The organism is Paraburkholderia aspalathi (genome assembly GCF_900116445.1).
GTDB classification, from domain to species: domain Bacteria; phylum Pseudomonadota; class Gammaproteobacteria; order Burkholderiales; family Burkholderiaceae; genus Paraburkholderia; species Paraburkholderia aspalathi.
Genome location: NZ_FPBH01000017.1, coordinates 101,841 through 115,018, shown reverse-complemented (window position 1 = coordinate 115,018; position 13,178 = coordinate 101,841). Strand labels below are relative to the sequence as shown.

At 60.6% G+C, this 13,178-nt stretch carries 13 protein-coding genes and 1 tRNA gene; 9 read left to right on the top strand and 5 right to left on the bottom strand.

Translation table 11 applies throughout. The features are described from left to right. Positions 1-177: 177 nt before the first annotated feature. On the bottom strand, positions 178-876 hold the full coding sequence (locus BM438_RS24405) for a DUF4136 domain-containing protein (protein WP_093639087.1): 699 nt from the start codon (positions 874-876) through the stop codon (positions 178-180). Between the two features lie 242 nt (positions 877-1,118). Between BM438_RS24405 and pepN the strand changes: the two genes are divergently transcribed. The 5 genes from pepN to BM438_RS24380 all read left to right on the top strand — a co-directional run bounded on the left by pepN (position 1,119) and on the right by BM438_RS24380 (position 6,035). After that, positions 1,119-3,815 (top strand): aminopeptidase N, encoded by a 2,697-nt coding sequence (gene pepN, locus BM438_RS24400; protein ID WP_093639084.1) that lies wholly within the window; start codon positions 1,119-1,121, stop codon positions 3,813-3,815. 196 nt (positions 3,816-4,011) lie between these two features. Further along, entirely contained in the window at positions 4,012-4,293 is a 282-nt protein-coding gene (locus BM438_RS24395; RefSeq protein ID WP_093639081.1) for a type II toxin-antitoxin system RelE/ParE family toxin, read from the top strand. 16 nt (positions 4,294-4,309) lie between these two features. Next, on the top strand, positions 4,310-4,765 hold the full coding sequence (locus tag BM438_RS24390; protein ID WP_093639078.1) for a HigA family addiction module antitoxin: 456 nt from the start codon (positions 4,310-4,312) through the stop codon (positions 4,763-4,765). A 122-nt stretch (positions 4,766-4,887) separates the two neighbouring features. Continuing rightward, positions 4,888-5,904 (top strand): class 1 fructose-bisphosphatase, encoded by a 1,017-nt coding sequence (locus BM438_RS24385; RefSeq protein ID WP_093639075.1) that lies wholly within the window; start codon positions 4,888-4,890, stop codon positions 5,902-5,904. Positions 5,905-5,959: 55 nt separating this feature from the next. Continuing rightward, positions 5,960-6,035: transfer RNA gene (locus BM438_RS24380), tRNA-Thr, on the top strand. A gap of 116 nt (positions 6,036-6,151) precedes the next feature. On the opposite strand, the gene BM438_RS24375 is transcribed toward BM438_RS24380, so the two are convergent. Both BM438_RS24375 and BM438_RS24370 read right to left on the bottom strand, forming a co-directional pair. After that, complete coding sequence (locus tag BM438_RS24375; RefSeq protein ID WP_093639072.1) at positions 6,152-6,352, bottom strand: hypothetical protein; 201 nt, start codon at positions 6,350-6,352, stop codon at positions 6,152-6,154. Between the two features lie 224 nt (positions 6,353-6,576). Continuing rightward, positions 6,577-7,488: a LysR family transcriptional regulator gene (locus tag BM438_RS24370; protein ID WP_244179444.1), complete on the bottom strand. Its 912-nt coding sequence runs from the start codon at positions 7,486-7,488 to the stop codon at positions 6,577-6,579. A gap of 128 nt (positions 7,489-7,616) precedes the next feature. Between BM438_RS24370 and BM438_RS24365 the strand changes: the two genes are divergently transcribed. The 3 genes from BM438_RS24365 (at position 7,617) to BM438_RS24360 (ending at position 10,286) form a co-directional block, all read left to right on the top strand. After that, positions 7,617-8,732, top strand: coding sequence for an aldo/keto reductase (locus tag BM438_RS24365; protein ID WP_093639069.1), 1,116 nt, complete (start codon positions 7,617-7,619; stop codon positions 8,730-8,732). A 510-nt stretch (positions 8,733-9,242) separates the two neighbouring features. Continuing rightward, the gene (locus BM438_RS45600; RefSeq protein ID WP_028200145.1) at positions 9,243-9,392 is read left to right on the top strand and encodes a hypothetical protein; all 150 of its coding nucleotides are present in this window, start codon (positions 9,243-9,245) and stop codon (positions 9,390-9,392) included. Positions 9,393-9,689: 297 nt separating this feature from the next. Beyond that, positions 9,690-10,286, top strand: a complete 597-nt coding sequence (locus BM438_RS24360; protein WP_093639066.1) for a chorismate mutase — start codon at positions 9,690-9,692, stop codon at positions 10,284-10,286. A 102-nt stretch (positions 10,287-10,388) separates the two neighbouring features. On the opposite strand, the gene BM438_RS24355 is transcribed toward BM438_RS24360, so the two are convergent. Further along, on the bottom strand, positions 10,389-11,543 hold the full coding sequence (locus BM438_RS24355) for an exonuclease domain-containing protein (RefSeq protein WP_093639063.1): 1,155 nt from the start codon (positions 11,541-11,543) through the stop codon (positions 10,389-10,391). A 353-nt stretch (positions 11,544-11,896) separates the two neighbouring features. Next, positions 11,897-12,100 (bottom strand): cold-shock protein, encoded by a 204-nt coding sequence (locus BM438_RS24350; protein WP_054037310.1) that lies wholly within the window; start codon positions 12,098-12,100, stop codon positions 11,897-11,899. A 445-nt stretch (positions 12,101-12,545) separates the two neighbouring features. Here BM438_RS24350 and BM438_RS24345 point away from each other — a divergent pair, with 445 nt between their 5' ends. Next, the gene (locus BM438_RS24345; RefSeq protein WP_093639059.1) at positions 12,546-12,794 is read left to right on the top strand and encodes a hypothetical protein; all 249 of its coding nucleotides are present in this window, start codon (positions 12,546-12,548) and stop codon (positions 12,792-12,794) included. Positions 12,795-13,178 lie beyond the last annotated feature (384 nt).

Sequence of the window (13,178 nt, the reverse complement as noted above, 5' to 3'; positions counted from 1 at the left end):
TGCGCGACTTACGGAGGCTTACCGTAACGTCGTTTTTGCCATATCGCGGTGGCGCTACCCACTTCCGGTCAAAGACACGCTCGCGCCGGCTGCAAAGCAAAACGGCCTGGCAGGGTGACCTGCCGGGCCGTTTTTGTTGCGCTGCAACGTATGCGGTTCGCCGCGAAGGTGCAGCGCTTACTGCACAACCTTCGCACCCGGCGCCGAGGCCGGCGCGGCTGCGGGCGCGGCACCCGTCGTCGCGACTTCGTTCGAGACCCCGCCGTTCTTGTCGACGGGAAGCTTCACGGTATGGACGACGCCGTTGCCGAGCGGGAAGTCCGCCAGCGCGCTGCGCGCCAGATACGGCATGGCTCTCACCAGCGACGATTCTTCGTCCGAGTTGCGCGCCGTCACGTTATAGACCTCTTTGCCGCTGGCTCGCTCGGTAATCCGCACGCCGAGCAGGTGCGTGAAGATCGGGTAACTCTGGTTCACATAGGCGGTCGGAAACGCACCCCACGGTCCCCACGGATCGAACGGCCGGCCCCAGTACGGCGCCGGCCAGGGGTTGTAATACACCGGCTGCGCAACCGTCACCATGTCCGAGCGAATCCCGTACGAGAGCCCGACCAGATAACGCGCCTGGGACGTGTCGACCTGACGGAACGCATGCGTGGCGAGTTCGTTGGCGACGAGGCGCTCGTAGGTGGTGAGTTCGAGATTGTTTTGCTGATCGCCCGCCCGTGTGAACGCATAGGTACGGGTGGCGTCGTTGCCGCTCCAGTCGGAGAACGCCGTGACCTGCGAGGTCACGTAACTCGTGCAGCCCGACAGCAGCACCGTCAGCGTGGCCAGCAGCAGTGTGGCGCGGCGGGTCCATCGATTAATGTTCATGGTCTACCTCTTAAGGCCTTTAGTTTGCTTCTGGATTGTTAGCGTTGCGCCTGTCGCCACTCGATTTCAACGACGCGCTGGCCTTTTTTATTCCACGCGCGCGCCGATAATACGCTGACCAGGCGAATCGGCAAAAAGTTCGAGCCGCACAATCCGCCGAGCCTTTGTACAATGGCTCGACAAGCCCGGCTCGCGCGCCATAAGCACGCTTGACGGCTCGAGTCCCATCACTACAGAACGCCATGGCCGATACCGCAACGCCCAATGTGATCCGCCGCGCCGATTACGCGCCGCCCGCCTTCCTGATCGACACCGTCGCACTCGAGTTCGATCTGATCCCCGAACGCACCGTCGTCAGGAACACGATGCGGGTGTGCCGCAACCCGGACGCGTCCCACGCCGCGAATTTCGAACTGATGGGCGAACAACTCGAGTTCGTCAGCGCCACGATCGACGGCGCCCCATTCGCCCAAGCGCATGCGCACGAACACGGCCTTACGCTCGATAACGTGCCGGATAACTTTGAGCTCACGCTCACCAGCATCTGCAATCCGGCGGAAAACACCACGCTGTCGGGCCTGTATGTGTCGGGCGGCAACTTCTTCACGCAGTGCGAGGCCGAGGGCTTTCGCCGCATCACCTATTTCCTCGACCGCCCCGACGTGATGGCGACCTTCACGGTCACGCTGCGCGCCAGCAAGGCCGACTATCCGGTGCTGCTGTCGAACGGCAATCTGCTCGAAGAAGGCGATCTGCCGGACGGCCGCCATTTCGCCCGCTGGGAAGATCCGTTCCGGAAGCCGAGCTATCTGTTCGCCCTGGTCGCCGGCAAACTGGTCGCGCTCGAGGAACGCGTGAAGAGCGGTTCGGGCAAGGAAAAGCTGTTGCAGGTGTGGGTCGAACCGCACGACCTGGACAAGACCCGTCACGCCATGGATTCGCTGATCAACTCGATCCGCTGGGACGAGTCGCGCTTCGGGCTGGAACTGGACCTGGACCGCTTCATGATCGTCGCGGTGAGCGACTTCAACATGGGCGCGATGGAGAACAAGGGGCTCAACATCTTCAACACGAAATACGTGCTGGCGAACCCCGAAACGGCAACGGACACCGACTTCGCGAACATCGAGGCGGTGGTCGGCCACGAGTACTTCCACAACTGGACCGGCAACCGCGTGACGTGCCGCGACTGGTTCCAGCTGAGCCTGAAAGAAGGCCTGACGGTGTTCCGCGATCAGGAGTTCTCGGCCGACATGGCGGGCGGCGCGACCGATGAAGCCGCGCGCGCCACCAAACGCATCGAAGACGTGCGCGTACTGCGGCAGATGCAGTTCGCCGAAGACGCGGGTCCGATGGCGCACCCAGTGCGCCCGGAAAGCTACGTCGAGATCAACAACTTCTACACGATGACGGTCTACGAAAAAGGCTCCGAAGTCGTGCGGATGTATCAGACGCTGTTCGGCCGCGACGGTTTCCGCAAAGGCATGGACCTGTACTTCAAGCGTCATGACGGCCAGGCTGTGACCTGCGACGACTTCCGTCACGCGCTCGCCGATGCGAACGGCCGCGATCTCGCGCAATTCGAGCGCTGGTACAGCCAGGCCGGCACGCCGCGCGTGTCCGTGCGCACGCAATACGACGCCGCGCAGCAGCGCTACAGCGTGACGCTCACGCAAGGCTACGGCGACACCGCCCCGGCCGCGCGTGAAACGCAAAAAGGCCCGCTTCTGATTCCGTTCGCGATCGGTTTGATCGGCAAGGACGGCCACGACCTGCCGCTGCAGCTGGAAGGCGAAACCAGGGCGTCGGAAGCCACCACTCGCGTGCTGGAATTCACGCAGACCGAACAGACCTTCACGTTCGTCAACGTCGCGCAGGAACCGCTGCCCTCGCTGCTGCGTAATTTCTCGGCGCCGGTGATCGTCGAATACGACTACTCGGCCGATCAGCTCGCTTTCCTGCTCGCGCACGACAGCGATCCGTTCAACCGCTGGGAAGCCGGTCAACGGCTCGCCACGCGCGAGCTGCTGACGCTCGCCGGGCGCGCCGCCACGGGCGTGCCGCTGCAACTCGACGACTCGGTGGTCGCGGCGTTCGCTCGCGTGCTGACCGACGAGACGCTCTCGCCTGCCTTCCGCGAACTGGCGTTGATGCTGCCGTCGGAAGCGTATCTGGCTGAACAGATGGCCGAATCGAATCCGGCTGCCGTACACGCCGCACGGCAGTTTGTGCGCAAGCGCCTCGCGAATGCGCTCAGGAAGGACTGGCTTGCCGTGTACGAAAAGCACCGCACGCCAGGTGCGTATGAAGCGACGCCGGAGGCTTCCGGTCATCGTGCGTTGAAGAATCTTGCGCTGTCGTATCTCGCGGAACTGGACGATCCGGCTGAAGCCGTGCGGCTTGCATCCGCGCAATACGACGCCGCCAACAACATGACCGACCGCTCGGCGGCGCTCTCGGCGTTGCTCAATGCGTCGGCGGCGAACGGCGGCAGCGTTGAGGCGCACCAGGCGCTGGACGACTTTTACCGGCGCTTCGAAAAGGAACCGCTCGTCATCGACAAGTGGTTCGCCTTGCAAGCCACGCAACGTGGCAGCGCGCAGCGTCCGGTGATCGAGATCGTGCGCAAGCTGATGGCGCATCCCGCGTTCAACCTGAAGAACCCCAACCGCGCGCGCTCGCTGATTTTCAGCTTCTGCGCCGCGAACCCTGCGCAGTTCCATGCCGAAGACGGCTCGGGCTACGCGTTCTGGGCCGAGCAGGTGATCGCGCTCGACGCCATCAATCCGCAAGTGGCCGCGCGCCTCGCCCGCTCGCTGGAATTGTGGCGCCGCTTCACGCCGACACTGCGCGACGGCATGCGCGCGGCGCTGGAGAAAGTGGCGTCGCAGGTGAAGTCGCGCGACGTGCGCGAGATCGTGGAAAAAGCGTTGGCGTGACGATCGTCTGACAGCGCTTTACGCAGCGAAAAGCCGGCACGTGTTGCCGGCTTTTTCTCGTCCTCAATTTCGCGATGAGGCGATGTGCGGACGTCAACGTTAGCCGTCTGGACGACCATTCGTATCGGCTCGACAGGGTGAAAGTAAACGCATTCATTTAACGGTTTACGTTTAACGCGATGCGTTATATCATCCCATGATCACGACATTCGGCGACAAGGCTACGGCGGCAATCTTTCAGGGCAAGTTCGTGCATTCACTGCCGCTTCATATGCAGGCGCTCGCACGCCGCAAGCTGCTCATGATCGACGCCGCCAGGTCGATCCGCAACCTGCACGCGCCGCCGGGCAATCGGCTCGAATCCTTGCAAGGCCAGCGCAGCGGGCAGTGGAGTATTCGCATCAACGCACAGTGGCGCATCTGTTTTCACTTTGTCGACGGCAAGGCGCTGAATGTCGAAATTGTCGACTATCACTGACTATTGGGAGACCGGCATGGTCATCAAACGCTCCGATCTGGGCAGCATCGATTTCTCCGACATCAGCACCGGCGAAAGCATCGCGGAAATCCACCCCGGCGAGATTCTGCGGTGCGAGTTCCTCGAGCCGCTCGGCATGTCCGTCAACGCGCTCGCCCTTGCGCTGCGCGTACCGGCGCCGCGCATCAACGACATCGTGCGCGGCAAACGCGCCATCTCGGCTGACACCGCGCTGCGGCTCGAGCGCTACTTCGGCGCGAGTGCGCAATTCTGGCTGAATCTGCAGATCGCCTACGACCTGCGGGTCGCCACCGCGGCGGCCGGCGAGCAGATCGAACGCGAGATCGAGCCGATGCCCAAGGCGAACCGGCCCAAAATGCCGAAGGTCCCGGCCGAACACGCCCGTGCCGCGGCGCTTGCCACCCATGTGGCCGGCCATGTCACGGCCATCAAGGCTCGCCGAAAAGCCTGAATTTCGCGCGCCTTTACAGCCCCTGGCAAGACGGTCGCACGCCCTTGTATCTCAAAAGCACGGAACCGACACAGCGAGCGGTTAAAATCGAGACATTCCCTAAGCCTTCCCGGAGTACAGCAATGGCTTTGCAACGTCGTACCACTCTCACGAAGTACCTGATCGAGCAGCAGCGCGAAACCAACAACCTGCCGGCCGACCTGCGCCTTTTGATCGAAGTCGTCGCGCGCGCGTGCAAGGCGATCAGCTACCACGTCAGCAAGGGCGCGCTGGGCGATGCGCTCGGCACGGCGGGCAGCGAGAACGTTCAGGGCGAAGTGCAGAAGAAGCTCGACATCCTGTCGAACGAAATCCTGCTCGAAGCGAATGAATGGGGCGGCAACCTCGCGGGCATGGCGTCCGAGGAAATGGAGCAGTTCTTCCCGATCCCCGCCAACTACCCGAAAGGCGAATACCTGCTGGTGTTCGATCCGCTCGACGGCTCGTCGAACATCGATGTCAACGTGTCGATCGGCACGATCTTCTCGGTGCTGCGCTGCCCGGACGGCCAGCAGCCCACCGAACAATCGTTCCTGCAACCCGGCACGCAGCAGGTTGCGGCAGGTTATGCAGTGTACGGCCCGCAAACCGTGCTGGTGCTGACCACCGGCAACGGTGTGAACTGCTTCACGCTCGACCGCGAACTGGGTTCGTGGGTGCTCACGCAAAGCGATATGCGCATTCCGGTTGAAACGCGTGAATATGCGATCAACGCGTCGAACGAGCGTCATTGGTATCCGCCGGTTGAGAAATACATCGGCGAGTTGAAAGACGGCAAGGACGGTTCGCGCCAGAGCGACTTCAACATGCGCTGGATCGCGTCGATGGTGGCCGACGTGCACCGTATCCTGAACCGCGGCGGCATCTTCATGTACCCGGCCGACAAGCGCACACCGGACAAGCCGGGCAAGCTGCGCCTGATGTACGAAGCGAACCCGATGGCGTTCATCGTCGAGCAGGCCGGGGGCGCCGCGACCAATGGCGAGAAGCGGATTCTGGATATCCAGCCGAAAAGCCTGCACGAGCGTGTCGCCGTGTTCCTCGGCTCGAAGAACGAAGTCGACCGCGTCACGCGCTACCATCTCGAAGCAAAAAAATGACCGCGGGGGCTTGCCAAGTTCCTGAAGAAGTCCCTATAATCTCGTTTCTCCTGATGCCGGAATAGCTCAGACGGTAGAGCAGCGCATTCGTAATGCGAAGGTCGGGGGTTCGATTCCTCTTTCCGGCACCACAAGATTCAAGCAAAAAGCCCAGTCCTTGCGACTGGGCTTTTTGCTTTTCTGTTGCCGGTTTTCAACGCGGTTCTCGCTTCAACCGGCCGTCGCAACGACCAACGATAGCGCCCCTTCAGCCGCCAAAATCCAGTCGATCGCTTCGCGCGGTCACGCCGAGATTGCGAACGATCATGGCGTCTTCAACGATCACGTTCTCAGCCGGCTTCATGCCATAGGCCAACACCGCTTCCTGCGGCGCTGACGAGAACCACGAGATCCGGCCGGCGCACTCGATACCGACCTGACGTCCTTTCCAATAGACAGCGTTTTCCATGGCGAACTCTCTGAAGGGCGAAGACTGCCATCTTCCGCGCCGGTGTCGGCGCTTCCGTTATCCACCGCACCCTGTGCCGCAGATAGCCGCTTCAATGATAGTCGGCGGCACGATCGAGGCGAACGACAAACCAACGGCAGTTGCAGACACCACCCGGGGAGAGCCGCACGGCAGCGTATCCGACGCAACGATTCGCAGCCTGAAGCTGCAGTACCACGCGAGGTCTATCGGACTTCGCGCTTCTCCCGTAGGAAATCGATCAGCGCGCGCAGCTTGAACGGCATCTGCGCACGGCTCGCGGTGTACAGAAAAAACCCCGGAAAGCTCGGACACCACGCCTCCAGCACGCGGACCAGGCGGCCGTCTTCAAGTTGCTCCTTCACGTAGTCGTCGATCACGTGAAGGAGACCCACGCCCTGCTCCGCCGCCCGCACCATCGTGCGCAGATCGTTGGTGACGAGGCTCCCGCGTGTCTCGACCTGGAACACGCGCGACGGATCATCAGGCTGCGCGAACTCCCATCGATAGATGCCGCCGCTAGTCGAGAAGCGGTAGCGCAGGCAATCGTGAGCAGCGAGATCAGTTGGCGTCGCCGGCGCTGGATAGCGCTCGAAGTACGCCCGCGAACCGGCTACGACAATACGGATGTCACCACTCAAGGGCACCGCCACCATGTCCTTCGCGATCCGTTCGCCGAGCCGGATGCCCGCGTCGAATCCTTCGCCGACCACGTCAGCGAAACCATCGTCGAGTGTCAGATCGAGCCGGATCTGCGGATAGCGGCGCGTGAACTCGGCCAGATGCGGCAACACCAGCAGCTCGCTCGCGACCCTCGGCAAATTGATGCGCAGCGTGCCGGCAGGCTGGTCGCGGGTTTCGTCGAGCGCCTCGAAGGCCGCCTCCAGTTCACCCAACGCAGGCAGCACGCGGGCGAGAAACTGCGCGCCAGCTTCCGTCAGGGCGACACGCCGGGTGGTCCGGTTGAACAGGCGCACATTCAACTGCATCTCGAGCGAACGAATGCTTTGCGACAACGCCGAGGCCGTCACACCGGTTTCCGCAGCCGCGTGCGTGAAGCTGCCGTGGCGCGCCACGCTCGCGAATGCCATCAACGCCGGCAACTGGGCTGGGGCCATCGCGATCTCCATTATTAAGTCGGACTTCACAATCCTTGCAGACAGACGGCGTTTTTCCAAGTAAAGAATCGGCGCACGATAGCGCCATCGATTCAACACTTTCCGCCTGACCGCTCAAGGAGACTGACATGACGATGGATCGCTACACCCTGCTCGGCCGCTCGGGCCTTCGCGTGAGCCCGATCGCACTGGGCACGATGACCTTCGGCACCGAATGGGGCTGGGGCGCCGACGAACAAGCGACGCAACGCCTGTTCGATCTGTACGTGGATGCCGGCGGCAACTTCGTCGACACCGCGGACATGTACACCGAAGGCACCAGCGAGAAATGGCTCGGCAAATTCGTCGCGGCGCGCGGCCTGCGCGACCGGCTCGTGATCGCCACCAAGTACGGTTACAACGCCGAGACCGGCAATCCGAACGCGGGCGGCAACCATCGCAAGAATCTGCTGCGCGCGCTCGACGGCTCGCTCAAGCGTCTGGGCACCGACTACATCGACCTGTATTACCTGCACACATGGGATCGCGTCACGCCGGTGGACGAAGTCATGCGCGCGATGGACGACGCCGTGCGCGCGGGCAAGATCCGCTACGTCGGCCTGTCGGATACGCCCGCGTGGTTTGCCGGACGGGCGCAGACGCTGGCCGACTGGCGCGGCTTCGAACCGGTCGCGGCGATGCAGCTCGAATACTCGATGATCGAACGCAACGCCGAAAACGAGTTCGCCGATCTCGCCGCCAATCTGGGCATGGGGCTCGTGCCCTGGAGTCCGCTGGGTATGGGTGTGTTGTCGGGCAAATACCGTCCGTCGCAAGGCGGAGCGGCGAGCGCTGTGTCCGGCGAGGGGCGCCTTGCGGGCATGGCCAGCGCGCCGCCGCCGGGATTCGACAAGCTGACCGAGCGCAACTTCCGCATCGTCGCGGAACTGGAGGCTGTTGCGAAGCTGGCGGGGCGGCCGATGGCGCAAGTTGCACTGAACTGGCTGAATCAGAAGCGCGGCGTCTCGAGCATCATTGTTGGGGCGACCCGGCCAGAACAGCTGCAGGAGTCGCTCGGCTCGCTCGATTTCACGCTCGCACCGGAATTGGTCGCGCGGCTTGACGCCATCTCGGCACCTGCCCGTCCATTCCCGTATTACATGTTTGCCGATGGCCATCAGGCGCGGATTCATGGCCAGGTCGAAGTCGCCGACAAACCTGCGGCCTACTCCGCACCCGTGACAATTCCAGCGCCGATCGCGTAAAAATCGTCCACCTCAAGCACCGCCCTTCGTCTGGAGCGCGGTGCTTTTTATTTGCAAAAAATAGTCAGAAAAGTATTCCCATTCGTCAACGAAGTCGCGCAATCGTTCGTTTACAAACAATTAGGGGGCTGAATGAACGCGCTGAACCAATCGGTAATAAACGAACGTTCGGACTTACGCGGAGAAAATCCTTCCGATGCGGCAGTGCACAAAAATCGCCGTGATTTGTTCATATCAACGGATTTGAACATGCGATGCTGTGACGCAACAGAGATAATGCGCGGAAGGCGCATGGGGCAAGGCTGAGAGGGGGAACGGAAGAGATATCGGACTGTTTTTGATTGGCCGCGGCAAATTCAGTTCTGCGCAGTCAACCGGTAAATTCTATTCAAACATTCCGTTCCAATGTAAGGCTGTACCGTTAAAGCAACACACATCATGTGAGCCGCATCAGACGCTGGTGCAAAACGGGGACCGAGGCAGATAATCGGTTTGTAAAGGAGAGAGATCATGGATGCCAAACCACCGAAGATTCCGACCCCGGATAAAGTTTTTAGTCCGGATCCGGAACCCGCTGGCGTCGAGTTTCTGGGTGCCGAACTGCCCGAGCATGTTCGCGCATTTTTCGACGAACAACGTAAGTCGTGCGACTCGAAGTAATTGTGCAGTGGCGCGATGCAGCATCAGCGTCCGCGCGTCCGGCGCGTGGCGAACGTTGCTACGCGCCCCTACGATTGTCGTTTGCCGCTTTCGGGGTGCGGGTTACGCCTGCCTGATTGTGACGCCGAGCTGATCTGGCCCGGCGCAAGTGATAGCACTCGTCTCTCACTCGTCTCTGCCAGGCGCCTTTAAATATCCCCGCAGTTTGCTATTCGGTTGTTCAGCACGCCCGCTTGATCCGCGCATCGTCTATTCTTCTGGTTTTTCTTCCGCGGCCACTGGCCACTCCCGCCTTCCATGAATCGCTCGTATCGCTTTGGAGCGTCATGCGCGCTCGCGTTGTTCGCCGCGCTTGCGCTCGCGCCCGCCCCAGCCGTCGCGGATGGCGACGACACCGCTCTCACCAATCTGATCGCACTGGCTTCGCAACGTCTCGCGCTAGCGGAGCCCGTTGCGCGCTGGAAGTGGGCGAATCACCAGGCGATTACGGACACGCCGCGCGAGAATGCATTGCTCGCCGACGTCGAAAAGCGCGCCGTTGCAGCGAACGTCGATCCAGCGTTTGCGCGCGCCTTCTTCCAGGATCAGATCGACGCCAGCAAGGATGTGCAAAACGCGCTGTTTGATACCTGGCGCAGCACGCGGCCGCCCGAAGGTCCTGCGCCCGACCTCGCTAGCAGCACGAGGCCGCAATTAGACCGGCTGACGCAGTCGCTCGTGGCCGGACTCGCGCGCGTGCAACCGCTGCGCACGGCGTCGGATTGTCCGTCGCGCGTGGCGCAATCACTCGCTAACTGGAAATCGCTGACGCGCTACGACTCGGCCCATTCGAGCGCGTTGACGCGTGCTCTCGGTCACGTGTGCGAAGCCGGTGGAGTCGGTGCGACGGGCTGATCGCTTGGGGCGGTCGAACGGTGTCTGAAACACCGATCGGTCAGCCGCTCTCAGGTGTGGATTGAACCCGCCCTGTGGAGCGGGTTATTGCTCAAACCCGAGTTAAGCCAGACTCGGCACAGGCGTGCCGCTGGAAACGCTCAAGGGCATCACGCGCAAGCCGCGCGCCAGATGGCTTTGCAGAAGACGATAGGTCGACAGTTCGAACGCTCCGCCCGCGCTCGACGCATACAGTTCCGCCGCTTGGGCGAGCGAGGGCGCATGCCCAAGGTAACGCCACCGGTCGACAACATGAAAAGCGCGCGCGTGCGACACGTCTTCACGCTCCTCAAATACGATCGGACCTTCGAACGGCCAGGGTGCATCCACCGGATCGCTCTTCAAGACACGTGGCACCCGGTTATGGCCCGGACGCAGCGTTGCGATCCATTGCGCCTCCGCAAGCATGGCACCCAGTTCGCCACCGGTCGCGCGCCACTCGACACGCCGCACCTGTTGCGCAAGCCTCACATCCTTCGACGAACGCCGCTCACCCGTTAAGTGCGAGCGCAGCCGCTGACGCACACGCACGCTTCGCCCGACATAGAGCGGCAGATCGTCTTCTCCATAGAACGCATAGACACCGCATCCGGCCGGCGCCGTGTCGAACAGATCTTCGGTGATATCGCCGGCAAGCCGGTAGCGCCGCGTAGTGCGCTCGATCTGCGCCTGCAAGATGTCCGGAGGTACAAGACCGCCATGCAGACGTTGCCAGAACTGCCAGATCAGATCGGCGTCGGCGAGTGCACGGTGACGATCGGACGGGACGAGACCATGACGCTCCACCAACGCATCGAGCCCATGGCGCTTTTCCGCCGGAAACAACGCGCGCGACAGCCGCACGGTGCACAACACATCCGGATCAAACGCGAGTCCGGCCCGGCGAAACTCCCCACGCAGAAAACCACGATCGAAACTGGCGTTGTGCGCGACGAACAGTTTGCCGTTCAGGCGCTCGAACAATGCCGGCGCGATAACGTCGAAAGTAGGCGCGCCTCGCACCATCGCATTCGTGATGCCGGTGAGCTGCTGAATGAAGGAAGGAATCGGTTGCTGCGGGTCGACCAGGCTGCTCCAACGCGACACACCGGCCGGTCCTATTTCAACCACGCCGACTTCGGTGATGCGATGCTCACTGGTCGAGCCGCCGGTGGTTTCAAGGTCGACGAAGACGATCGGCACATCTAGGGCCGGTTGCGGCAGAAACTGTTCAGACATGGAAAAGGATACTTTGGACGCGTGGCTTTGCGGCAAGTATGCACCAGTTAGCCGCTGCGCACCCAGCCAGTATTGCTTTGCCCTTGTCGTCGTGCGGCGCAAAGACTGCATTCCTGCACGACCTGCGACTCCCTCATAAAGCCGTTAATTATTATATTTTTATGCTGGCGATTTTAGATTCCAGGGCGAAATTTTACGCCCCTAATCTTCCCCAGATTAATTCGAACCAGGTAGTTAATCGCGTATGCCGCGATGATAATAACCAATGCCCATAAAAAAAAGCCTCCGCGTCTTGCGAAGGCTTTCCGGCGATCAGGCTGCCCGGCGACATACTCGGAGCAGCGCGGTGCGACTTACAGCGGTTGAATGTTCGCCGCTTGCTTGCCCTTCGGGCCTGCCTTGACCTCAAAGGAGACGCGCTGGCTTTCCTTCAACGACTTGAAGCCTTCAGTGCGGATCTCCGAAAAGTGCGCGAACAGGTCTTCGCCACCCGAATCCGATGTAATGAAGCCAAAGCCCTTAGCATCGTTGAACCATTTAACAATACCAGTTTCCATATTCCAGCTTCCCTCGAGGATTTATCAAAATCGGGGCATTGCCCTCAAACTGCATTTCCTGGCCATTTCATCCGCGATCGGGCATTTGTGAAGCCCTCAGCACTTCCATATCTGGCAATTGAAATTCAGCTTTGCTGTTATACGAGGAACGAAGAATCAACGTCAAGCGAATTTTGCATATTCACTTAGCACGCCGCGCGATAAGTCAATGCCAAATGAATCAGAGGAATTCCAACAGCATATTCAGCAAAAACCGGATAACTTTTCACGTCAATATTACTCGCTCGATATCACCCATCAGCGATATCGGAAAAAATTTCGGCATGCCCACGCGAATATGTAACAAAGGATGTTTTCAGTAAGTGTTTGTCCGAGTTGTTGCGCCGCACTCATGCCAGCATGATGGAAATCAGTACCGAGAAGTAATGCGCGTCAGGAGATTGCCATGCTGTTCAATGAATTCCGTCGCCTCATCGCCTGGTTCACCCAATCGCACAGAAGGACAGTTCCCGCGCAATCCGAGCCGGCCGCCCCGTCACCCTCGGCCTTCGAAGTCGATCCCATGTGGCATGGGGACCACTGGCAAAACCTGCTCTCGTCCCCCATGGATGCGCGTCGCTACGTGATGGAAGACTGGAGTGTCTCGGTGGCAACCGACTGGAGTGATGTGGACGGTGCCGCGCCGGCGCACTGACTAACGCCGTCGAACCCACAATCGGTAGGCAAAAAAAAGCGCGACTGGGAAGTCGCGCCGACAAAGGTTTGGAGATCTTTTTCGTCAACGAAAAAGTCTGCTTCGGAAAGCAGAGATTTCAGTATAACGGCTTAGTCGAAATCGATTATTCGCATAATCGACAACCATCTATTGCTATAGCGACAACAATCCTTTTTTACGATTTATTGCGTTGTTTTTTTGCATCGATTGCTGTAGCAAATGCGCAACGCGATTCAGTTGACTCCCCTCTCACCCCCCACTCAATAACGCTGCAAGCCTTTATCAGCAAGGCTTAAACGGTATTCGCATATCGTTTCATATCCAGTAATACTTTATTGCGAAAATCGGAACATCCGCTTTGCA

Excerpts from the sequence above, each read along its gene's own strand:
- BM438_RS24405 (WP_093639087.1), bottom strand. The coding sequence starts at position 876 with ATGAACATTAATCGATGGACCCGCCGCGCCACACTGCTGCTGGCCACG.
- pepN (WP_093639084.1), top strand. The coding sequence starts at position 1,119 with ATGGCCGATACCGCAACGCCCAATGTGATCCGCCGCGCCGATTACGCG.
- BM438_RS24395 (WP_093639081.1), top strand. The coding sequence starts at position 4,012 with ATGATCACGACATTCGGCGACAAGGCTACGGCGGCAATCTTTCAGGGC.
- BM438_RS24390 (WP_093639078.1), top strand. The coding sequence starts at position 4,310 with ATGGTCATCAAACGCTCCGATCTGGGCAGCATCGATTTCTCCGACATC.
- BM438_RS24385 (WP_093639075.1), top strand. The coding sequence starts at position 4,888 with ATGGCTTTGCAACGTCGTACCACTCTCACGAAGTACCTGATCGAGCAG.
- BM438_RS24375 (WP_093639072.1), bottom strand. The coding sequence starts at position 6,352 with ATGGAAAACGCTGTCTATTGGAAAGGACGTCAGGTCGGTATCGAGTGC.
- BM438_RS24370 (WP_244179444.1), bottom strand. The coding sequence starts at position 7,488 with ATGGCCCCAGCCCAGTTGCCGGCGTTGATGGCATTCGCGAGCGTGGCG.
- BM438_RS24365 (WP_093639069.1), top strand. The coding sequence starts at position 7,617 with ATGACGATGGATCGCTACACCCTGCTCGGCCGCTCGGGCCTTCGCGTG.
- BM438_RS45600 (WP_028200145.1), top strand. The coding sequence starts at position 9,243 with ATGGATGCCAAACCACCGAAGATTCCGACCCCGGATAAAGTTTTTAGT.
- BM438_RS24360 (WP_093639066.1), top strand. The coding sequence starts at position 9,690 with ATGAATCGCTCGTATCGCTTTGGAGCGTCATGCGCGCTCGCGTTGTTC.
- BM438_RS24355 (WP_093639063.1), bottom strand. The coding sequence starts at position 11,543 with ATGTCTGAACAGTTTCTGCCGCAACCGGCCCTAGATGTGCCGATCGTC.
- BM438_RS24350 (WP_054037310.1), bottom strand. The coding sequence starts at position 12,100 with ATGGAAACTGGTATTGTTAAATGGTTCAACGATGCTAAGGGCTTTGGC.
- BM438_RS24345 (WP_093639059.1), top strand. The coding sequence starts at position 12,546 with ATGCTGTTCAATGAATTCCGTCGCCTCATCGCCTGGTTCACCCAATCG.